The following is a 20,372-nucleotide window of genomic DNA, read 5'->3' as shown; positions in this document are numbered from 1 at the left end:
CTAAAAGATTTTTTGTTTGTTAAGTCCTTATTTACATCCAACAAGGGAGTAGTGCACATGAACGAAGTCGTTATCGTCAGCGGCTCGCGGACCGCTGTAGGCAGTTTCGGAGGATCGCTCAAAACCGTTTCGGTGGTGGATATGGGAGCACTGGTCATGAAAGACGTCCTGAAAAAGGCGAATCTCAAGCCCGTGCTGAGCGACGACATGAGAGCGGGCGTTCCGGAGAAACTGAAGGACCAGGGGCCCGTTGACCTTGAAAAACAGGCTGCGGACTGGGACGACGGCGCCACGCCGATAGTCATCGACGAGGTCATCATGGGAAACGTCCTGCAAGCCGGCCAGGGTCAGAATCCCGCCCGTCAGGCCATGATCCGGGCCGGCATCTGCAAGGAGACGCCGGCCATGAGTTTGAACAAGGTCTGCGGTTCCGGGCTCAAGGCCATCGCCGTCGGTGCATCGGCCATCATGTCCGGTCAGGCGGAAGTCGTGCTGGCCGGCGGTCAGGAAAACATGAGCATGGCTCCCATGGCTCTGCCCAAAGCCCGGTGGGGCTATCGTATGGAACTGACCGGCGCGGGAGAGGTCACGGACCTGGTGGTTTTCGACGGACTCTATGAAATCTTTTACGGATATCACATGGGCATGACCGCCGAAAACATCGTCAAACTTTACGGCATCAGCCGTGAGGAGCAGGACGAACTCGGCGTACTGAGCCATAATCGGGCCCGCAAGGCCATCACCGACGGCCTTTTCAAGGAAGAGATCGTGCCCGTGGTCATCAAGAGCCGCAAGGGCGACGTGGTTTTCGACACGGACGAACGCCCCATGGACACCTCCCTCGAGAAGATGGCCAGACTGAAGCCGGCCTTCAAGAAAGACGGCTCCGTCACCGCCGGAAACGCCTCCGGGATCAACGACGCCGCCGCCGCGGTGCTCATGATGACCCCCGAAAAGGCCAAAGCCCTCGGACTTCAGCCCATCGTCAGGATCAAGGCCTTCGCCGGCGGCGGCGTGGATCCGGCATACATGGGCCTGGGGCCGGTGCCGGCGATTCGAAAGGTGCTGAAAACCACCGGCATGACCCTGAACGACATCCAGATGATCGAGTTGAACGAGGCGTTTGCGGCTCAGGCCATCGGATGCATGCGGGAACTCGACATCCCCGTCGAAAAACCCAACCAGTTGGGCAGCGGCATCTCCATCGGCCATCCCATCGGCTGCACCGGCGCCCGTCAGATGGTGACCTGCATCCATCACATGCGCCGGGAAAACCTGGAAACCGGCCTGATCTCCATGTGCATCGGGGGCGGCATGGGAATGGCCATGATCGTCGAGCGCGTATAGGCGTCGATTGAATCGGGAACAGGTGATGGGTGGGGCGGCCGGCCTTTTTTCGCTTTACTTCATCACCTGTTGTTGCTAATACTCTCGGTGATCTATTGGGGTTCTTACCCATTAAAAACCCGTTGGAGCAGCGAAAATCGATTTAGAGGAGATTGACATGAGCATCAGCAGGAAGATGGGGATTTTGGTTTTTTGCGGCGTCCCGGCCATCATCGGCGGGGGAATTCTTTTTGCCGTTTTCGGCCACAGCTTCACACCGGTGATCATCTACGAGGCGATCCTGCTGCTGACCGCAGGCGCATTTCTCAGCAAAAACTGATCGGCGGACGGCGACCCAATCCCAGACCACTCGAATCCGGGACATCCGTCAGTACAACGCCAGGGGTTTTCCACCACCGCATTCTCGGCGAGCGATCAGCGGATCATCCGCCTGTTTCAGGACCGTCATGGGGGACTTTTCCCCCTTTCGGCGGTTTCAGGGCTTGTCTCCGCCCCGTCGGTCCTGCCGCCACCCGCTGTACTTTCCCTGCAAATAATCCTTGAACCCATGATCGATTGATCATATAATCACATATTTCGATTGTTCAACTCAACCTTTCGACTTTAGAGATGTCGACCGGAGAACAGTGTCGCCGGGAACGACGAAACCTTTTGAACAATGCATTTCACTGCCGCTTGAATGCAGTGAAAGGATCAGTCGCCCGACCATGGTAGGGCGTGCGTCGTTTCAAGAGGATTGAGGACGTCTCGCAGGACATCTATCCGTCAGGACATCCATTAGCAGGACATCTATGGAACTCACTGGGGAAACCACTGAAAATATGCCCGAAATCAGCATCGAAGCCGAAATGAAGCAGTCCTATCTGGACTATGCCATGAGCGTCATCATCGGTCGAGCGTTGCCGGACGTTCGGGACGGCCTCAAGCCGGTTCACCGTCGCGTGTTGTTCGCCATGAACGATCTGAACAACGACTGGAACAAACCCTACAAAAAGTCCGCCCGCATCGTCGGCGACGTCATCGGTAAATACCACCCTCACGGCGATACGGCTGTTTACGACACCATCGTGCGTATGACCCAGGATTTCTCTCTCCGTTACCCTCTCGTTGACGGTCAGGGCAATTTCGGCTCCATTGACGGCGACAGCGCCGCCGCCATGCGATACACGGAGATCCGCATGGCCAAAATCGCCCATGAGATGCTGACGGACCTGGAAAAGGATACGGTCGACTACGCACCCAACTACGACGAATCGCTCACCGAACCGTCGGTGCTGCCGACCCGCATCCCGTGTCTCCTCATCAACGGCTCCTCGGGAATCGCCGTGGGCATGGCCACCAACATACCGCCCCACAACCTCACGGAGGTCACAAGCGCCCTCACGGCACTCATCGACGCCCCCGACATCACCTGCGACGAACTGATGCGGCATATTCCCGGGCCCGATTTTCCGACGGCCGGATTCATATACGGGACCCAGGGCATCCGGGAGGCCTACCGTACAGGCAGGGGCATCATCCGCATGCGGGCGAGGGTGACGGTGGAGGAGGAACGGCAGAGCGGCCATCAGACCATCGTGGTCTCCGAGATCCCTTACCAGGTCAACAAGGCCCGGCTGATCGAAAAAATCGCCGAACTGATAAAGCTCAAACAGATCGAGGGAATCCGGTACGTCCGTGACGAATCGGACCGCGATGGTATGCGTATCGCCATAGGGCTCAAGCGGGATCAGGTCCCCGAAATCATCATCAACCAGCTTTACAAGCACACCCAGATGGAATCGAGCTTCGGCATCATCTTTCTGGCGGTTGCGGGCAACCGGCCCCGCCTCTTCACCCTGAAAGAGCTGCTGGAGCAGTTCATCCTCCACCGCAAGGAGGTCATTGTCCGGCGGACCCGTTACGACCTCCGGAAAGCGGAGGAACGGGCCCATATCCTGGAAGGCCTCAAGATCGCCCTCGAGAACCTGGACGACGTGGTGGCCCTGATCCGCGCATCGAACACGGCCAGGGAAGCCAAGGATCGCCTCATGGAGAGCTTCGGTCTCAGCGCTCTCCAGGCACAGGCCATCCTCGATATGCGGCTCCAGCGGCTGACCGGACTCGAACAGGAGAAGATCCTCGAGGAGTACGCTCAAATTCTCAAGGACATCAACTGGTTCAAGGAAATCCTCGCCAGCGAGCGTATCGTCCTCGACATCATCAAAAACGAGCTCGCCGAGGTTCAGGAAAACTTCGGCGACGCCCGCCGCACGGAGATCATCGAGGCCGTCCGGGAGCTGACAATGGAGGATATGATCGCCGAAGAAGACATGGTGGTGACCATCTCCAAGGCCGGATATATCAAACGGAACCCCATCACCCTCTATCAAAGCCAGCGCCGGGGGGGCAAGGGCAAGACCGCCATGGGGACGCGGGAGGAAGACTTCGTCGAGCATCTTTTCGTCGCCTCCACCCACCACACTTTCCTCTTCTTCACCAACCAGGGAAAGGTCTACTGGTGCAAGGTCTATGAAATCCCCCAGGCCGGCCGCGCCAGCAAGGGAAGGGCTATCGTGAACCTTCTCAATTTCGAGGCCGGTGAAAAGCTGACCACCGTGCTCGCCGTACCTGAATTCCAGCCGGGATCCTACATCATGATGGCGACCCGCCAGGCCGTCATCAAGAAGACCGATATCATGGCCTTCAGTCGGCCCAGAGCCGGCGGCATCATCGCGCTGGCCCTTGCGCCCGGAGACGAACTGATCGGAACCCGAATCACCGACGGCACCAACAACGTCTTTCTGGGGTCTGCATCCGGAAAGTCGATCCGCTTCCATGAATCGGAAATCCGCCCCACGGGCCGCACGGCCAGGGGTGTCCGGGGCATGACCCTCGCCGCCGACGATATCCTCGTCGGCATGGAGGTGCTGAGTCACGGCCAGACGCTCTTCACCGCAACGGAGAACGGCTACGGCAAACGGACCCTCATCGACGAATATCCGATCCAGCGAAGGGGTGGAAAGGGGGTTATCACCATCAAGACCAGCAAACGGAACGGACAGGTCATCGCCATTCTTCTGGTGGCGGAAGAGGACGAACTCATGCTCATGACCGACAGCGGCAAGCTGATTCGCATGCCCGTCTCCGGCATCTCCGTCATCAGCCGAAACACCCAGGGTGTAAAACTGATGGATCTGGACATCGAAGAGCGGGTTATCGGGGCAGCCCGGCTCGCCGAACAAGAAGACGCCGAGACACCGTCTTCGGACGATGCGGAAGAAGAGGGGGAAATCGACAGCGATGAGGATTAAAGACGTTCATGAAGCAAAAATCGGCGTGATCGGCGGCGGCTCCTGGGGAACCGCCCTGGCCAACCTTCTGGGAACCAAGGGATATCCCGTCGATTTCTGGGTGTTCGAGTCGGAGGTGAAAGACGCCATTATCCGGGAGCGGGAAAACACGCTCTTTCTGCCCGGCATCCCGCTGTCGGAGAATCTCTTCCCCTCCAATGATCTATCGGCTGTCGCATCCGATAAGGACCTCATCCTGATCGTGGTCCCATCCCACGTGATGCGGGAAGTATCCCTCAAGATCGCCGACATCGTCTCCGAGAAAAGCGTCGTGGTATCGGCATCCAAAGGCATCGAAAATCTGACGCACCTGACCATGTCTGGCATCCTCAGGGAAACATTGAACCGTATTCCCGAATCCCATCTCGCCGCTCTCTCCGGACCCAGTTTCGCACGGGAGGTGGCTATGGGCCTCCCTACGGTGGTGACAGTGGCAGCCAAGGACAAGGCCGTGGCCGCCTTTGTCCAGCAGGTCTTCGCAACCCCCGTTTTCCGGGTCTACACCAATGAAGACCTCATCGGCGTAGAGTTGGGCGGATCCGTCAAGAACGTCATCGCCATCGCCGCGGGCATTCTCGACGGGCTGGAGCTGGGCCTCAACACGCGAGCGGCCCTCATCACCCGGGGGCTCACGGAGATGCGCCGCCTGGGCGTCAAGATGGGCGCCAACCCGAGAACTTTCACCGGAACGGCGGGCATCGGCGACCTGGTGCTGACCTGCACCGGAGATCTGAGCCGAAACCACACGGTGGGAAAAAAAATCGGGCAGGGTATGAAACTGACGGAAATCCTCGCTGAAATGCGGATGGTGGCCGAAGGGGTCAAGACCGCGAAATCGGTCTACAACCTTTCACGAAAGCTGGGGGTGGAGATGCCGATATGCCATGAAATCTACCACATCCTATACGAAAACGTGCCGCCGAAGGAGGCCCTCCATCGCCTCATGACCCGGGACCTCAGAGATGAGCTGGATGAATCCTGAGCGCCCCATGCCGGCGGGTATCCGCGCCTGCCGGATCCGACCCGACGAAACCGGCCGGGAAAGGCGTCATGGCTGAACGGAAGACGCACAAGGGCGACGGCCACAGAAGGCGTCTGCGGGAACGCTTTCTCAATTCGGGGCTTTCAGGGTTTCACGATTACGAGGTCATCGAACTGCTCCTGACCCTGGCCACCCCGCGACGGGATTGCAAGGAGATCGCCAAGGCCGCCCTGAAACGATTCAAGACCCTCCAGGGGGTCCTGGAAGCATCCCCCGGTGAACTCTGCGAAATCGACGGCCTCGGCCCCGTCAACATCTTCGGCATCCGCCTCATCAAGGAGGTGGCCGATCGTTTCCTCAAGGAAAGGATGCTTGGGAAAGACCCGATCCGAAACGCCCGGGAGGTGTTCGACTATCTTTACTACAACATGAAAGACAAGCACCGCGAACGGTTCAAGGTCATCTATCTGGACGTCCGAAACCAGATCCTGGCTGCGGAGACTCTTTTCGAGGGCACTCTTACCTCGGGCGCCGTCTACCCCCGCGAGGTCGTGCAACAGGCCTTGACGCACCGCGCCGCGGCGCTGATTTTCGCCCACAACCATCCTTCCGGGGACCCCAAGCCGTCCCCCGAGGACGTGGCCATTACCCGGCAGCTCCTGTTCGCCTGCAAGGTGGTGGGCATCACGGTTCACGAGCACCTCGTCATCGGCGACAACCGCTACTTCAGCTTCGCCGACGAGGGCTACATCGCGGACATGAATCGGGAATTCGAGCGATATGGCGCCTGATGGATCCGCCGGAAGTCAACCTCCGGAAGGATTCACGAAACGTTCGGGATTCAGGCATGAAAGTTCCAATTAATTCGGCGTAATCGGGGCTGGCCCCGACGACAGGAGATCGACCCGGGGCAATCACCGAATTTTTCAGAGAACCGCCGATTCCTAAACGCCGCGACGTCGGAGGCAGATCATCATGAAAATATCAACGGAACGCCCATCCTGCTACGGAGACCTCGACACCGTCTTCCCCATGGCGCAGGACGGTCTTCGGGCATCACCGGATGCCTGTCTGGCCTGCCCCCACAAGACCGAATGCCTTAGAAATGCTCTCAAAGGCGCCCGGGGAATGACGGTCCGCGACGAAAAGATCGATCGGGCCTACGCATCGGGCACCATGGGCTTCTTCGAACGCTGGTCGAGAAAGAAGGCGATTCATCGCCGAATGAAACAGAGCACATCCAACAAAGGAGAGGATCGTGAAAACCATTCAATCGATCGATCTTGACGGCAAACGCGTACTCGTCCGGGTGGACTTCAACGTCCCTTTGAACAAGGAAGGCCGGATCACGGACGATGCGCGCATCCAGGGCGCTCTGCCGACGCTTCGATATGTCGTGGAGCACGGTGCCCGGTTGATTGTCGCCTCCCATCTGGGGCGGCCCAAAGGACGTCGGGTACCGGAATTCAGCCTTGCTCCGGTGGCCGAACGGCTGACGTTACTGCTCGAACGGAGGGTCCGCCTGGCCGAGGACTGCATCGGACCCGGCGCCGCCGCCGCTGTCGACGGCATGGCCGACGGTGATGTCGTGCTGTTGGAAAACCTCCGCTATCACGAGGGCGAGCAGAAAAACGATCCGGTCTTTGCCGAGGCCCTCGCCGCCCTGTGCGACGTCTACGTCAACGACGCCTTTGCCGTCTGCCACCGTGCCCATGCATCGGTTGCGGCCGTTACACGGTTTGCGCCGATTTCCGTTGCCGGCTTTCTCCTGCAGAAAGAGCTCGAGTATTTCGGCAAGGCCATGAACAATCCACGACGCCCGCTGGTGGCCGTGGTGGGCGGCGCGAAAGTGTCCAGCAAGCTCGCAGCCCTCGAACGAATGCTCGAAAAGGTGGATCGGATCATCATCGGCGGGGCCATGGCCAACACGTTTCTGAAACACTCAGGCGTCGATGTGGGCGCCTCTCTGGTTGAGGACGACATGGTAGCGGCCGCGGGAACCCTGAAGGCGACCTGCGCCCAAAAGGGCATCGGGCTCTTTCTGCCGGTGGACGTGATTGCAGGGGACCGCTTCGACCCCGGAGCCGAGACCCGGATCGTGCCGGCCGGAGAAATTCCGTCGGGATGGATGGCCCTGGACATCGGTCCCGAGACCGCCCGCCGTTATGCCGAAGCCCTCGCGGATGCCGGCACCGTGGTCTGGAACGGACCCATGGGCGCCTTCGAGATGGCACCCTTCAGCCGGGGCACCACGGCCATCGCCGAATGCATCGCCGGCCTGGACGCCCTGACCATCGTGGGGGGCGGCGACACGAACGCCGCCGTCCACCAAGCCGACGTCACCGATCGAATCGGCTATATCTCCACCGGGGGAGGAGCGTTTCTCACACTCCTGGAGGGGAATCCCCTGCCGGCGATCCAGGCTCTGGAGGCGGTCGACACCAACCCCGCGGCATAGGAGGGCGGCTTTTGGCATTCTGGAGCGTCCGGGAGGAACTGAGTCAGGAGAACCGGCTGCGTCGGTCGTATTACGAACTGCTGCGGGATGAGATGGATCAGTACATGATCGAATACGGGCTCATCGAATCCTACCGGAATTTCTGCGATCAGGGAGAGGCATACCCATTCGTGGAAAAGCGGGAACTCAAGCCCCGCGCCATCCTCCCTGACGTGGAATACAAATGCCAGAACGCCTTTCTCGTCATCTTCGTGGAAGACACCATACCCGACATTCTCAAGAAGTATATCCGATTTTTCGATGCCAACAAGACCACCAAAGGGAATCTCCTCCGGACGAAAGCCCTTCCCCTGAGCGGTGAGTTCGATCGATATCACAAATACCTGGAATCGGCCCGTTTCACTGATTTTCTGAGGATTCTCCTCCCGGTCGATTACGCGCTTTTGATCCAGCGGGACCCCGCAAGCCGATCCAAAAACCGGTATCTTCTTTCTCATTTCCACGTCCGCATCGACTGGCCCATCGCCGATGCGGCCGAAAACCTCGCCCAACACCTCCGCTACATATCCAAGGATCTCTATGAAAAAGGGGACAAGTACGCCGAGGACATCCAGAAAAAATTTTTCGAATACTACGGGCTGCCGGTCATGGTCGGCGGACGGCGGACCGCCGCGTGCGTGGCCGCCCAGTATCTCCGCCGGATTCCCTGCATCAGCACCATCTACGCCGGGAGCAGCGAATCCCGGGCGCTGATGCGTTTTTCCGAGCGGGGGGTCTCCAAAACGGTGCTGATGAAGTTCTCTGAAGAAGAAATCCGACAGATATCCGAAACCCGAAACATCAATATCCGCTCTTTCAAAAAACATTATGTCACGGCCAGGGAGGGCGGCGGCGGCATCTGCATTTTCCAGGCCTCCTATGCCTACAACAATCCCGCACGACCGCCGGAGGACGGCAAACTCCGGGAGATCAAGCCCGACCTGAACTGGCTCAGCGTTGACGCCCAGCAGGTTCTTCCCAAGCCTGGGGTTCGCCAGTACCCGCCGCTGCCGCTCAACATCATTTATTCCTGATCGCTGCTTTCTTCGGCGCTGTCCGGGGTGTCGTTCCCAAGCGCCAGAATCATGGCGTTTTCATCGCAGTTGGGAAATTGGACACAGGTGATGCAATCGCTCCAGATTTTGAGGGGCAACGCCGCACGGTCAATGGGTACGAACCCGAGCCGCCTGAAGAACCCCGGCCGATAGGTCAGGGTGAATACACGCCGGATGCGGTAACGCCGGGCTTCGTCAAGGGCCTTCTCAGTCAGTCGCGTCCCGATCTTCCGCCCTCCGAACTCGGGCAGGACCGCCAGCGACCGGATCTCCGCCAGGTCTGCCCAGCAAAACTGCAGTGCGCAACACCCGACAATGCCGGCGCCGCCTTCGTCATCCTCGCACACCCAGAAATCCCGAAGATGATCGTAAAGCCGGCTGAGGGGACGCGGCAACAGTTCCCCCTTCAGGCCGTAATACTGAAGCAGGCGGTGGATCCGGGGGACATCATTGATGACGGCTTTTCTGATGATCATTTTCGATACGATGCTCCATAGCAAGGTCGGAACTCAAGGCTTCCGGTTATACGGCCGCGGGTCGGCGGCGCCGCGCTCCTCCGGCCCCGCCGGATCGACGCCGCGATCCCCTTCCATCTCCCCCTTCATGGGAAGACCGAGGTGGTAGGCGGCCGAGGCCAGGGCATGGGCGGTCACCGCCCCGGTCACCAGAAGAAAGAAGACCAGAAAAAGCCCCTTTCCCCATCCCAGGGGGGTGTGGATCACCGCGGCAATCAGCAGAAAGACCACCCCGAAGACCCCGACCTTCCCCGTGGCGTGCAGCCGGGTGTAAACGTCGGGCAGGCGGATGAACCCCAGCACGCCGACTATCGAAAAAAACGTCCCGACGACGACAGCGGCGGCGGCGAGGTATTGAAGGATGTCACTGTCCATGTCCGCTCCTTTAAAACATTTTATCGTCCGCCAGATATTTCGCCAGGGCCACGCTCCCCACGAAGCTCAGCACCGCCAGGGCCAGCGCCACGTCGATATAGACGCTCTGTCGGTAGATGAGGGAAACCAGCACCAGCACCGCCAGGGTCAGTGTGCCCAGGAGGTCGAAGCCGATCAGGCGGTCGACGACGTTCTCACCGCCCCACAGATGTCGCAGGGCGATTCCCATCAGAATAACATGAATCAACAGGGAAATGTATAATATGATATCGAAAACCGGTGTCATATGTCTTCCTTTCCGGCAGGACCCGCTCCCCCGGAAGGTCCCCGTTTCCGGCGCTTCAAAACGCTCTTCAGGGCGGCGACAGAAAGATGCGATGAAGAAGCGCCTCCCGGGTTTTCTGGGCTCGGAAAAGCCCCTCGGCGGCTGCGGAGACGTTCAGACAATGGGTGTACATGACGCCGTCTCTGCCGATGCCCACCACCAACTGTCCGGGCGTGAGCGTGACGGCATGGGCGCTGAGGGCTCTCCCCAGGTCGGACCGGCAATCCGACGGCACCGCCACGATTCCCGGCTGGATGGGCATTTCAGGCGAAAGGACGATTCCGGCCACCTGGATCCCGCTTTTCAGGAGATCAAAACCGAGTATGCCGACGTACTGAACGATTGCCGGGACCGCCGTCAGAAATCCTGTACATTTCCGCTCACCCGACAGACGGGGGAGGAGCGCCATCACCCCTGCGGCAATGGCCGTTCCCAGAATGACGTTGTCCGGTTCCAGATTCGCGGACAACACCAGATACGCCACCAGTAAGGGGATTAAAATCCGCATGTAACAGGTCATCGTTATCCTCCAAGCACCGCCTGGACATAGACCATGGGGGTGGTCATCCATTGAGCGGCATCACCGGCGCAGCGCACCAGGGGCTCGGCCCAGAGGCCCAGCAGGACGACCAATCCGATAAGCAAGGCCGGCGCCAGCAGCCTGTCTCCCACCGGTTTGGCCAAGCCTTCTTCGGACGCCGGCGTCCAGAAGACCCGTTGGAACGCCCGCATGGTATAGACCAGGGTCAACGTCCCTGCGGCACCGATGATGACGAGCATCCCGAATCGATCTTCCGCAGCACCGCTCCGAAACAGGAGCATCTTGCCGATGAAGCCGTTGGTGGGCGGAATCCCGGCCAATCCCATCCCGCCCAGAAAAAAAAGCAGCTTCGCCCCGAAAATCGGACGCCCTATGCCGTCGATCACATTGTAGGCGGCGGATTTGACCGGAGCGCGACTGACCACGGCACCGGCGAGCATCAGCATAGCCGCCTTGATCATACTGTGGTTGACGGCAAAGACCACGGCAGCGGCAAGGGCCATGCGCGTTCCCCAGCCGATGCCCACCAGGATGAACCCCACCTGGGCGATGGTGGAATAGGCGAGCATCCGCTTCAGGTTCCGGGTGCCGGCGGCCGACAGACCGCCGAACAGAATCCCCGCCGCCCCGAGGACCAGAAGAAGGCTTCGGATCGTGGGGGCATGCACGACGAACAGGAGCGTGGTCATCCGAAAAAAACCGTAAACACCGAATTTCACGACCACCGAGGAAAGCATGGCGCTCACGGCGGTGGGGGCGGCCGAATGAAAGTCCGGCTGCCAGAAATGGAAAGGAAACACGGCACTTTTGATCATGAAGACCGCGGTCAACAGACCCACGGCCGGGAGAAGCAACGGTTGCGAAGGGTCGGCCGCAATCCGTCGGGCCAGGTCGGCCATGTTGAGGGTGCCGTAGGCGGCATAGAGACAACCGACCGCCAGCAGCATGAAAAAGGATGCCGTCAGACTCATGTAGTAGTATTTGTAAGCGGCCTCGACCCCGAAGGGATCGTCAGATGCCGCGGTGAGCATCGTTCCGGAGATCACCAGAAGTTCGGCAAAGACGTACATGGTGAAGAGGTCTCCAGTCAGGATGGCCCCGGCCAGACCCGCCGCGAGGGAAAGAAAGAGCGGATGGAAGGCTGGATAACGGACCACGACATCGCGGCTCCCCATGGCGTAAATCACCCCCGTGACCATGACGATGAAGGTCATCACCACGAAGAGTGCCGAGAGCCCGTCACCCACAAGGGCGATGCCGAAGGGCGCCGGCCATCCCCCGACCTGGCAGACCACCGGCGCCCCCCTCTCCCACACCTCGGCGAAAAGCGCAAGACTTCCGGCCAGGGCCCCCGTCATGGCCCCCAGGCTCCAGAACCGCTGAAGACGGGGACGGCTGCGCAGGAGCAGCGCGACGACCCCGCCGGTCAGGGGAATCAGGATAGGGAGAAGCACCAGTTGCGAGGGATTCATCGGGATCCTCCGAAGATTTTTCCCATCAGCGTCATTGCCTGAGGCCGTTCACTTGATCGGCGTCACTCGTCCGGTATCGGCCCGAGATCACGATCATGACGGCGAACATGAAGGCTGTCGCCCCCATGCTGATGACGATGGCCGTGAGAATCAGCGCCTGGGGCAGCGCGTCGCTCGCCGTTCCCGGCGGCGCGTTTACATAAGCCGGCACGAAACCGTCATAAGCCCCGGCGGAAAGGAGAAAGAGATTGACCGCATTGGTCAGGAGGATCAGTCCGATGGCCGAACGGATCAGATTACGCCTCAGAACCTGAAAAATACCGATGCCGAACAACGCCCCGATGGACAAAGCCGTCAGAAATTCCATGCCGCACCTCCCTGCTGCCGAGAAAGAAAATTATTCGTCAGTCGCATCCGTCCCCTCCGAACGCCGTTGGTCTGGGATTCCCAGGGTGTTCACCATGTGGGCGACGCTGCCCACCACGCTCAGGCAGATCGCAAATTCGAAAATCAGCGACGTACCGAGGTGAACACCCCGGGGAAGCGTCATCCCCAGTGCGTGGCCGAAATCGACGCCCGCCAGAAAGCTGCCCTTCACCCCGGCTCCGACGGCGCCGGACAACAGAATGAGCAGAACGCCGATCCCGATGAACAGGGAAGGTTTAAGCCAGGGCAGCATCCGTCGGGTCTCACGGTAACCGAACACCACATACCAGAAACTCACGGCAAGGCTGACGATGACCCCTGCCGTAAATCCGTCGCCGGGCTGGTCGTGGCCGTAAAGGATATGGAGCGCGCCGATGATCATGGCAATGGGCAGGATCAGATAGGCGAGCGTCCGGATGAAGGGGGATACCGGCCGCCCCTGCACGCCGACCCCTACGGCCGTCACCTCCGCCAGATCCCCGCCCGCCCGGGCGAAGGTGTCGTTGTGCTTTTGAGCGGCGTGTCGAAGGAGCATGAAGATGCCGAGGCCGGCGATGCTGAACACGGTGATCTCGAGCAGGGTGTCGAGGGCCCGGAAATCGACGATGACGGCGCCGACAATGCTCTTGGAGCCGGTCAGCGTTTCCGCATTGGCCGTGAAATACGGGGTGAGAACGCTGTCGCGGGGCCTGGCGGAGAGCGCCTCAAAAGTGATGATCATGACGACGAGTCCGCTGAACACGGCCACGAGGGTGTCCCGCACCAAGCCGTAAGGGGTCTGTTTGAACGTGACCTCGTGGGCCGTCCGGCGCTGTCCGAAAGGAATCCGCGTCAAGGCCAGGACAAGGATCACCAGCGTCAGGATATCCACCACGATCTGCACCAGCGCGACGTCGGGCGCCGGTTCCAGCACCAACAGCAGCGCCATCCCCAGGCCGGAGGCTCCCGCCGCCAGAATGGCCCAGAAATCCCGCTGGAGAAAAACACTCCCCAGGGCCGTCCCCACCGTCAGGCCCAGGGCAAAAATCTTCAGGTATAACAATTCTCCCGCAAAATCGAGATGAGGCCAGCGGTGAAACATGTCGGTGACGGGGGGCAGTCGAACACCGCTCAGGCCGAAGACGAGAAGGGCGGTCGCCCCGATGATCGCCGAGAGGTAAAACCGGAGACGACCGACCTGAAGACGGACGGCAAGGCCGGCGGCCGCATCGATGCACCGAAACAGTACTTCATACAGGATGTTCATGGAAAAGCGGCCGCCGATCCGCGCCTGGAACGTTCGAAGCCGTCTGCGGTGAACGAAAAGGATCAGCCCGGTGCCGACCGCCGCCGCCGAGAGCGCCATGGGAACATTCAGCCCGCTCCACATGTGAAGCGACACCTTGACATCGGCGCCGTAGGCCGCACTCGCCGCCCGGGCCAGCAGCAGGGCTTCGGCCTCGGGATCCGGCGAAAGGGCGTCGGACACGGACATCAGGGTCGGGAGGGCCGGCGCCAGCAGCATCAGGATCGGGGCTTCATGCCCCTGAACGGTCGAATCCTTTGGACGGTCCCAGAAAACATCCCATATGAGCATCCCCGCCTGGGCCAATATCAATGCGCCGGCAATCACCGTCGAGGCCGGCAACACCCAGGCCAGGTTTTCGGGAACGGAAGGATGGACGGTAGCGGTCAGAAGGGTCTCCTTGGCGAGAAACCCGAAGAGGGGGGGGAGTCCTGCCATGGATAGAGCGGCCACCAGAGCGATCCCGAAGGTTGCGGGCATCCGTCGCCAAAGCCCGCCCAGGCGGCGGATATCCCGGGTCCCGGTTTCATGATCCAGAATGCCCGCCACCAGAAACAGGGCGCTTTTGTACATGGCATGCGCGGCCACGCCCACGACCATGGCCTTGAAGGCGATGGGGATGTCCTGGCCGATCATCATGGTGAGAATGCCCAGCTGGCAGATGGTCGAGTAGGCCAGCAAGGCCTTGATATCGTTCTGTCTGAAGCCCTGGTAGGCCCCGATGACCATGGTTGTCATGCCGAAGACGGTCAGCAGCCAGAACCACAACTCCGTCTGCCCCAGGACCGGATTCATCCGGGCCATGAGGTATATGCCGGCCTTGACCATGGTGGCCGAGTGCAGATAGGCGCTCGCCGGCGTCGGCGCCGTCATGGCCTGGGGAAGCCAGATATGGAAAGGAAACTGGGCGCTCTTGGTGAACGCCCCCAACAGCGTCAGCCCGAGGACGAGCGGGTACGTGGGGCTCTCTCTCAAGCGGTTTCCCCCTTTCAGAATCACTTCCCACTCGGTACCCCCCGAAAGATCGCCTGCAAGCAGCAGCCCGATCAAAAGGGCGATGCCTCCGGCCCCCGTAATGACGAGAGCCTTGAATCCGCTATTGCGGGCATCGGGGCGGGAGGGATCGTAGGCGATCAGAAGAAAGGAGGTGATGCCGGTCCCTTCCCAGAAGACGAACAGCGTTATCACGTCTCCGGCCATCACCACCCCCAGCATGGCCCCCATGAACAGCAGCAGATAGAAAAAAAATCGCCAGGCCCCCGGATCTCCCTTGAAATACTGCCCCGCGTAAACAATGATCAACACCCCGATAAAGGTGATGATAACGGCGAAGAGCGCGGAAAGGCCGTCGACATAGAAGCCCGACGTCACCCCGATGGACGGGAGCCACGAGAATCGCCAGGTGAGCACGGCGCCCTCCAGAATATCGGGGATCCTCGACAGAACGGCCCCCAGCGCACCCAGGGGCGCCAGCGCCAGGATGCCGCTCATCTGCGGGACCGACACCCTTCGCTTGACGGCGTCGATGCTGAACCCCCCCGCCAGAACGGCCCCCGCCAGGATGAAGGCCAATGAGACGGCCGGGACGATATCGTTCATGTCATTTTCTCCGCGGCATCGCCCTTGCGGACGGGGCCTCAATGGTCAAGTACCGCTAAAACCGATGGAAGATCGTACGGATCCAGTCTTAACGGAATTCGGGGAGGAAATCAAGCCGGCGGGAAACGGATAGGGAAAGCGTTGTCCAAAAGGGTGGGCGGCGAGGTTGAAGACGCCGAAAACGGGCATGACGGAAAAATCGGGACGGATGGATACCCGGCGCCCCAACACAAATGGGGTGATTTTCATCACCCCATTTACGATCGAACGAAAAAGCGAAAACCGGGACGTCGATTAGACGCAGCCGGTCGGCTTCGGCAGACCCGCCATCTTACAGGCGCCCTTGCCCGGACCTGACGGGAAGAGCTCATAGATGTGTTTCAGCTTCATCTTGGTCAGCTTGGAAAGAACCCGGACCATGGGGGCGATACCGTTTTTCTCATAGTATTCTTGGAGGACTTTTACGACCAGGTGATGCTCGTCGGTCAACTCGTCGATACCTTCCTGCTCCTTAACGTACTCGACCCACTCCTGGTTCCACTGCTTGTAATCCGTGATGAAACCATCCTCGTCAACGTCAAATTCTTTGCCTTTAAACTCGATTGTTGCCATTCAAAAAACCCCCTCTTCTAATGTTTGAACGATACTTCAACTCCATATACGTATATGTATATCGCCTGATGGTAATTTTTTATGTAGGATGTTTATATTTATGATTCGGAATTGTCAACATCAAAATTGATTTCAAGAAAATTTAACAAAAAAACCATTACCCTGGACACTAAATTATAGCTTCTTGAAAATATTACAATTCATATTGACATCCATCGTCTGTTCCTATACAAAAAAAGGCGGTCGAAGTCAATAAGAACCCGGCACCCATGCGATTTCCGTGATGGCGCCACCAAAGAGGCGGACCCCATGATCCTTTCGATCCGATCCAATCAGAAAACCGAGCTTATCGACGTCACCGAAGCGGTGCGAAAGGCCGTTGCGGTCGAAAACATCGACAACGGGTTCTGCATGCTCTATGTGCCGCACACGACTGCGGCGGTGACTATCAACGAAAACGCCGACCCCACCGTAAAAGACGATATCCTGATGGTCCTGAACCGGGTGATTCCCTGGGATGCGGCCTACCGCCATCTCGAGGGCAACTCACCGGCCCACGTCAAATCGACTCTGGTGGGGGCTTCCGAGTTGCTGACCATCGAGAACAGTCGCCTGATACTGGGTCGGTGGCAGGGCATATTCTTCTGCGAGTTCGACGGACCGCGAAACCGGAATCTGCATGTCAATTTTCTGAAAGGAGGACACCATGGATGAATCCGCAACGCCTCCGGCGGTACGGCAAACGGGGAATGACGGTATGAACGGTTCGGCGAACAGGTCGATTCCGGGTGCTGAAGCGAATCTCCCGAATACGCCCGTGTCCGATGCGGCGCCGATCGACGAAATGGACGCCACGGATCGCCGGCTCCTGAACCGGATACAATCCGACTTCCCCATATCCCCCAACCCTTATGCCGACATCGGAGCGGAACTGGGCATTCCGGAAGCGGAGGTCATCCGTCGCTTGCGGCGTCTCAAGGCATGCGGCATCATCCGGAGAATCGGCGCCAACTTTTTCCCCCGCAAGCTCGGCTTCGTGAGTACGCTCTGTGCCGCAAAGGTTCCGGAGGACCGGCACGCGCTTTTCGCGGAAACCGTCAATCGTTACCCCGGGGTGACCCACAATTATACACGGGACGGCGACTTCAATGTATGGTTTACCTTTATCGCCCCGTCCATGTCTGAAATCGAAAGGCATCTCCGGGAGATCGTCGATGTCACCGGCGTGAAAGAGATCATCAACCTTCCGGCCACCGCCGTTTACAAGATAAAAGCCCACTTCGATCTCTAGATGAAAGATATTCGCATCGCCGCGGCCATATTCCATTCCGCCGCCCCCGATATCCAGAAAAATATGGAGCGGATGACGGAGATGGTTCTGGCAGCCAGATCCAGGGGGGCCCACCTTATCTGTTTTCCCGAGATGAATATCTGCGGGTACAGCAGCCGCCCCGACATCAAGACCGTCGCGGAAACGGTGCCCGGCCCCGTCAGCGAGGCGATCTCCCGTCTCGCCCGGCGGGAGGACATCGTCATCCTGGCCGGCATGGCCGAAAAGGGGGACAGGGGCGCGCTGTTTGTCAGCCACCTGGCGGCCTTCCCGGACGGCGGGCTCGGCGTCTATCGCAAGGTTCACATCGCGCCGCCCGAGCAGGGGGTCTTTACACCGGGGAATGCGGTACCCGTGTTCGAGTTGGCGGAGATCAGGTTCGGGATTCAGCTCTGCTACGATGCTCATTTTCCCGACCTGTCCACGCTGATGGCCCAGAAAGGTGCCGACGTCATTTTCATGCCTCATGCCTCCCCCCGGGGCACCCCCGAGGAGAAATACCGGTCATGGCGGCGCCACCTGCCGGCACGGGCCTTCGACAACAGCCTCTTTGTCATCGCCTGCAACCAGGCCGGAGAAAACAGCAACGGACTTTATTTTCCGGGAATCGCCCTGGCCATCGATCCTTCCGGCAACATCATCGGAAAAGACCTGAGCGGACGGGAAGGAATGCTCCTGGCCGACCTTTCAGCGGCCGCCATGGAACGGGTTCGCGGCCACAAGATGCGATTCTTTCTGCCCAACCGGCGCCAGGGTCTTTACGAACGGGCTCGAGGCGGCGACTGATCACCGGATTGCTGCAGCGGCGCCCTCCACGGCTTTTGTGTCAGGAGACCAGTCCGCCATGAATTCGCATCGGAAAAAACCGGATATCGTCGTCATCTGCGGCCCGACCGGCATCGGCAAGACCGCGACGGCGATAGCGCTGGCCCGGATCTTCCACGGCGAAATCATCAGCGCCGATTCCATGCAGATCTACCGGCACATGGATATCGGTACGGCGAAACCGACGCCTGAAGAACGAACCGCCGCGCCGCACCACTTGATCGATATCGCGGATCCGGACGAACCGTTCGATGCCGCCCGCTATGCGCGAGAGGCCCGAGCCGTCATCGCGGCGGTGGTCGCCCGGAACGCCCTGCCCATCGTCACCGGCGGCACGGGCCTCTACATCAAATCCCTGACCCAGGGCATCTTCCGCGCCAAACCCGTCGACCCGGCACTCCGCGAACGGCTCAAACAGGAGGTGGACCGGATGGGCGCCCCGGCGCTTCACCGTCGGCTTCAGGAGCGTGACCCCATAACCGCCGGACGGATCCACCCCAACGACGCCTTCAGGATCATTCGGGCCATCGAGATCTTTGAAACGACGGGGAAACCCCTCTCCGACCATCATTCGACGCATCGATTCGGCGACGCCCCCTTCCGGACCCTCAAAATCGGATTGGAGATGGAACGGTCGGCGCTTTACGAGCGCATCGACCGGCGCGTGGACATTATGCTCGCTATGGGCCTGGCGGCAGAAGTCCGTGGGCTTCTCGAACTGGGATACCCTTCGCAGCTCAAATCCATGAAATCCATCGGATACCGTCACATGGCCGATTTCATCGAAGGACGGACAACCTGGGCCGAAGCCGTGAGAACCCTCAAGCGGGACACCCGAAGGTATGCCAAGCGACAATACACCTGGTTCAGGGCCGACCCCGAAGTGTGGTGGGTGCCGCCCCATGATCTGGAAACGATGCGGAACCGGATCCTCGAATTTTTGACTGAAAGGGGCCGACCCCGGACTCAGGACCAGGCGTGAAAGGGGGAAGCGGTCCGCAGGCTTTCGTAAAGGGCGATGCCCACACTGGTGGAAAGATTGAGGCACCTCACCTCTCGGGTGATGGGGATGTGATACGTGTTGGCGGGATAGCGGGCGAGGATGTCCGGTGACAGGCCCCGGGTCTCGGCGCCGAAAACCAGAAAGAACCGTTGCGGCGGCGTCATGTGCCAGAAAGGCCGCGATCCCTTTTTGGCGAAGAGCGCCATTTCCGCGGAAGACGGTGCGGCGGCCGCCAGGAACTCTTCAAAACACTCCCAGACCGACAACCGAACCCTGGGCCAGTAATCGAGACCCGCCCGCTTCACCTCCCGCTCCGCCAGGGAGAATCCGAGGGGTTTGACCAGGTGGAGGAACGCCCCGGCCCCCAGACAGGTCCTTCCGATATTTCCGGTGTTCCAATGGACCTCCGGCGCTACCAGGACCACATGACGTTCCACTGACGGCGAAGCGGGTGCTTTCGGAGATTGATCCATTCGAGGTTCCGGTCAGGATTCAGGGGTCGAAGCGCCGGAAGGCGTCGACACGGCTTTTCCGCAATGAGGACAGTAGCGGAATTCGGGATGGAGAGCTCTGCCGCAATACCGGCACCGGGCGTTCATCCGATCGACAGCGGCCAGATATTCTTCCCCCATCTCATGGATCTGCCGTTCACATCGCTCGCACATCAAAAACGGTTCCCCCTTCCGGATTCGGACGACAGGAATGAAAAAAAGATTCAACCAATAGTCCACCCGCTTGTGATAGGCCTGGGCCAGACCGCACACCGGACATATCACGGGCTTTTCGTCCAGGACCTTGATCCTTGGCGTGATGCCGCCAATCAGAAAAAACATGCCGTCCTCCCCCCTCAC

The 20,372-nt window shown here is 59.7% G+C and carries 22 protein-coding genes; 12 read left to right on the top strand and 10 right to left on the bottom strand.

Annotation, left to right across the window (positions count from 1 at the left end):
* Nucleotides 1–57 precede the first annotated feature (57 nt).
* The 8 genes from AB7S84_RS01370 to AB7S84_RS01335 all read left to right on the top strand — a co-directional run bounded on the left by AB7S84_RS01370 (nucleotide 58) and on the right by AB7S84_RS01335 (nucleotide 9,192).
* Complete coding sequence (locus AB7S84_RS01370) at nucleotides 58–1,347, top strand: thiolase family protein (RefSeq protein ID WP_020877632.1); 1,290 nt, start codon at nucleotides 58–60, stop codon at nucleotides 1,345–1,347.
* A 157-nt stretch (nucleotides 1,348–1,504) separates the two neighbouring features.
* On the top strand, nucleotides 1,505–1,666 hold the full coding sequence (locus tag AB7S84_RS01365) for a hypothetical protein (RefSeq protein ID WP_020877633.1): 162 nt from the start codon (nucleotides 1,505–1,507) through the stop codon (nucleotides 1,664–1,666).
* A 472-nt stretch (nucleotides 1,667–2,138) separates the two neighbouring features.
* Nucleotides 2,139–4,640: a DNA gyrase subunit A gene (gene gyrA, locus AB7S84_RS01360; protein WP_020877634.1), complete on the top strand. Its 2,502-nt coding sequence runs from the start codon at nucleotides 2,139–2,141 to the stop codon at nucleotides 4,638–4,640.
* A complete protein-coding gene (locus AB7S84_RS01355) occupies nucleotides 4,630–5,661 on the top strand; it encodes an NAD(P)H-dependent glycerol-3-phosphate dehydrogenase (protein ID WP_020877635.1) in 1,032 nt (343 codons plus the stop codon). Before gyrA ends, AB7S84_RS01355 begins: the two co-directional genes overlap by 11 nt.
* A gap of 68 nt (nucleotides 5,662–5,729) precedes the next feature.
* The gene (radC, locus tag AB7S84_RS01350; protein WP_020877636.1) at nucleotides 5,730–6,452 is read left to right on the top strand and encodes a RadC family protein; all 723 of its coding nucleotides are present in this window, start codon (nucleotides 5,730–5,732) and stop codon (nucleotides 6,450–6,452) included.
* Between the two features lie 184 nt (nucleotides 6,453–6,636).
* Nucleotides 6,637–6,948 (top strand): hypothetical protein, encoded by a 312-nt coding sequence (locus AB7S84_RS01345; RefSeq protein WP_020877637.1) that lies wholly within the window; start codon nucleotides 6,637–6,639, stop codon nucleotides 6,946–6,948.
* A complete protein-coding gene (locus AB7S84_RS01340) occupies nucleotides 6,920–8,119 on the top strand; it encodes a phosphoglycerate kinase (protein WP_020877638.1) in 1,200 nt (399 codons plus the stop codon). The genes AB7S84_RS01345 and AB7S84_RS01340 overlap by 29 nt, the downstream gene beginning before the upstream one ends.
* Before the next feature lie 11 nt (nucleotides 8,120–8,130).
* Complete coding sequence (locus AB7S84_RS01335; RefSeq protein ID WP_020877639.1) at nucleotides 8,131–9,192, top strand: hypothetical protein; 1,062 nt, start codon at nucleotides 8,131–8,133, stop codon at nucleotides 9,190–9,192.
* Here AB7S84_RS01335 and AB7S84_RS01330 read toward each other — a convergent pair.
* The 8 genes from AB7S84_RS01330 to AB7S84_RS01295 all read right to left on the bottom strand — a co-directional run bounded on the left by AB7S84_RS01330 (nucleotide 9,183) and on the right by AB7S84_RS01295 (nucleotide 16,363).
* Complete coding sequence (locus tag AB7S84_RS01330; protein ID WP_020877640.1) at nucleotides 9,183–9,689, bottom strand: N-acetyltransferase; 507 nt, start codon at nucleotides 9,687–9,689, stop codon at nucleotides 9,183–9,185. The two genes, AB7S84_RS01335 and AB7S84_RS01330, sit on opposite strands and share 10 nt — an antisense overlap.
* Before the next feature lie 33 nt (nucleotides 9,690–9,722).
* Complete coding sequence (gene mnhG, locus AB7S84_RS01325; protein ID WP_020877641.1) at nucleotides 9,723–10,103, bottom strand: monovalent cation/H(+) antiporter subunit G; 381 nt, start codon at nucleotides 10,101–10,103, stop codon at nucleotides 9,723–9,725.
* Between the two features lie 10 nt (nucleotides 10,104–10,113).
* Entirely contained in the window at nucleotides 10,114–10,389 is a 276-nt protein-coding gene (locus tag AB7S84_RS01320; RefSeq protein WP_020877642.1) for a monovalent cation/H+ antiporter complex subunit F, read from the bottom strand.
* Between the two features lie 67 nt (nucleotides 10,390–10,456).
* Nucleotides 10,457–10,948: a Na+/H+ antiporter subunit E gene (locus AB7S84_RS01315; protein WP_020877643.1), complete on the bottom strand. Its 492-nt coding sequence runs from the start codon at nucleotides 10,946–10,948 to the stop codon at nucleotides 10,457–10,459.
* 2 nt (nucleotides 10,949–10,950) lie between these two features.
* Nucleotides 10,951–12,441, bottom strand: a complete 1,491-nt coding sequence (locus AB7S84_RS01310; protein ID WP_428152775.1) for a complex I subunit 5 family protein — start codon at nucleotides 12,439–12,441, stop codon at nucleotides 10,951–10,953.
* 31 nt (nucleotides 12,442–12,472) lie between these two features.
* Complete coding sequence (locus AB7S84_RS01305) at nucleotides 12,473–12,808, bottom strand: sodium:proton antiporter (RefSeq protein ID WP_020877645.1); 336 nt, start codon at nucleotides 12,806–12,808, stop codon at nucleotides 12,473–12,475.
* 30 nt (nucleotides 12,809–12,838) lie between these two features.
* Nucleotides 12,839–15,751 carry a hydrogen gas-evolving membrane-bound hydrogenase subunit E gene (gene mbhE, locus AB7S84_RS01300; RefSeq protein ID WP_020877646.1) on the bottom strand — a complete coding sequence of 971 codons (2,913 nt, stop codon included), beginning with the start codon at nucleotides 15,749–15,751 and terminating at the stop codon, nucleotides 12,839–12,841.
* Between the two features lie 294 nt (nucleotides 15,752–16,045).
* Nucleotides 16,046–16,363, bottom strand: a complete 318-nt coding sequence (locus AB7S84_RS01295) for a TusE/DsrC/DsvC family sulfur relay protein (RefSeq protein ID WP_020877647.1) — start codon at nucleotides 16,361–16,363, stop codon at nucleotides 16,046–16,048.
* A gap of 309 nt (nucleotides 16,364–16,672) precedes the next feature.
* Here AB7S84_RS01295 and AB7S84_RS01290 point away from each other — a divergent pair, with 309 nt between their 5' ends.
* The 4 genes from AB7S84_RS01290 to miaA are packed head-to-tail and all read left to right on the top strand — an operon-like array spanning nucleotide 16,673 to nucleotide 19,500.
* On the top strand, nucleotides 16,673–17,077 hold the full coding sequence (locus tag AB7S84_RS01290; RefSeq protein WP_020877648.1) for a secondary thiamine-phosphate synthase enzyme YjbQ: 405 nt from the start codon (nucleotides 16,673–16,675) through the stop codon (nucleotides 17,075–17,077).
* Nucleotides 17,070–17,654, top strand: a complete 585-nt coding sequence (locus AB7S84_RS01285; protein WP_020877649.1) for an AsnC family transcriptional regulator — start codon at nucleotides 17,070–17,072, stop codon at nucleotides 17,652–17,654. The genes AB7S84_RS01290 and AB7S84_RS01285 overlap by 8 nt, the downstream gene beginning before the upstream one ends.
* Nucleotides 17,655–18,479: a nitrilase-related carbon-nitrogen hydrolase gene (locus AB7S84_RS01280; RefSeq protein WP_020877650.1), complete on the top strand. Its 825-nt coding sequence runs from the start codon at nucleotides 17,655–17,657 to the stop codon at nucleotides 18,477–18,479.
* Between the two features lie 58 nt (nucleotides 18,480–18,537).
* Nucleotides 18,538–19,500 carry a tRNA (adenosine(37)-N6)-dimethylallyltransferase MiaA gene (miaA, locus tag AB7S84_RS01275; RefSeq protein WP_428152774.1) on the top strand — a complete coding sequence of 321 codons (963 nt, stop codon included), beginning with the start codon at nucleotides 18,538–18,540 and terminating at the stop codon, nucleotides 19,498–19,500.
* Here miaA and AB7S84_RS01270 read toward each other — a convergent pair.
* On the bottom strand, nucleotides 19,485–19,994 hold the full coding sequence (locus tag AB7S84_RS01270; RefSeq protein ID WP_020877652.1) for a tRNA (cytidine(34)-2'-O)-methyltransferase: 510 nt from the start codon (nucleotides 19,992–19,994) through the stop codon (nucleotides 19,485–19,487). The two genes, miaA and AB7S84_RS01270, sit on opposite strands and share 16 nt — an antisense overlap.
* A gap of 12 nt (nucleotides 19,995–20,006) precedes the next feature.
* Nucleotides 20,007–20,354, bottom strand: a complete 348-nt coding sequence (locus AB7S84_RS01265) for a zinc ribbon domain-containing protein (RefSeq protein ID WP_020877653.1) — start codon at nucleotides 20,352–20,354, stop codon at nucleotides 20,007–20,009.
* Nucleotides 20,355–20,372 lie beyond the last annotated feature (18 nt).

It is taken from the genome of Desulfococcus sp., from assembly GCF_050178255.1.
GTDB classification, from domain to species: domain Bacteria; phylum Desulfobacterota; class Desulfobacteria; order Desulfobacterales; family Desulfococcaceae; genus Desulfococcus; species Desulfococcus multivorans.
This window is presented reverse-complemented; position numbering and strand designations above follow the sequence as displayed.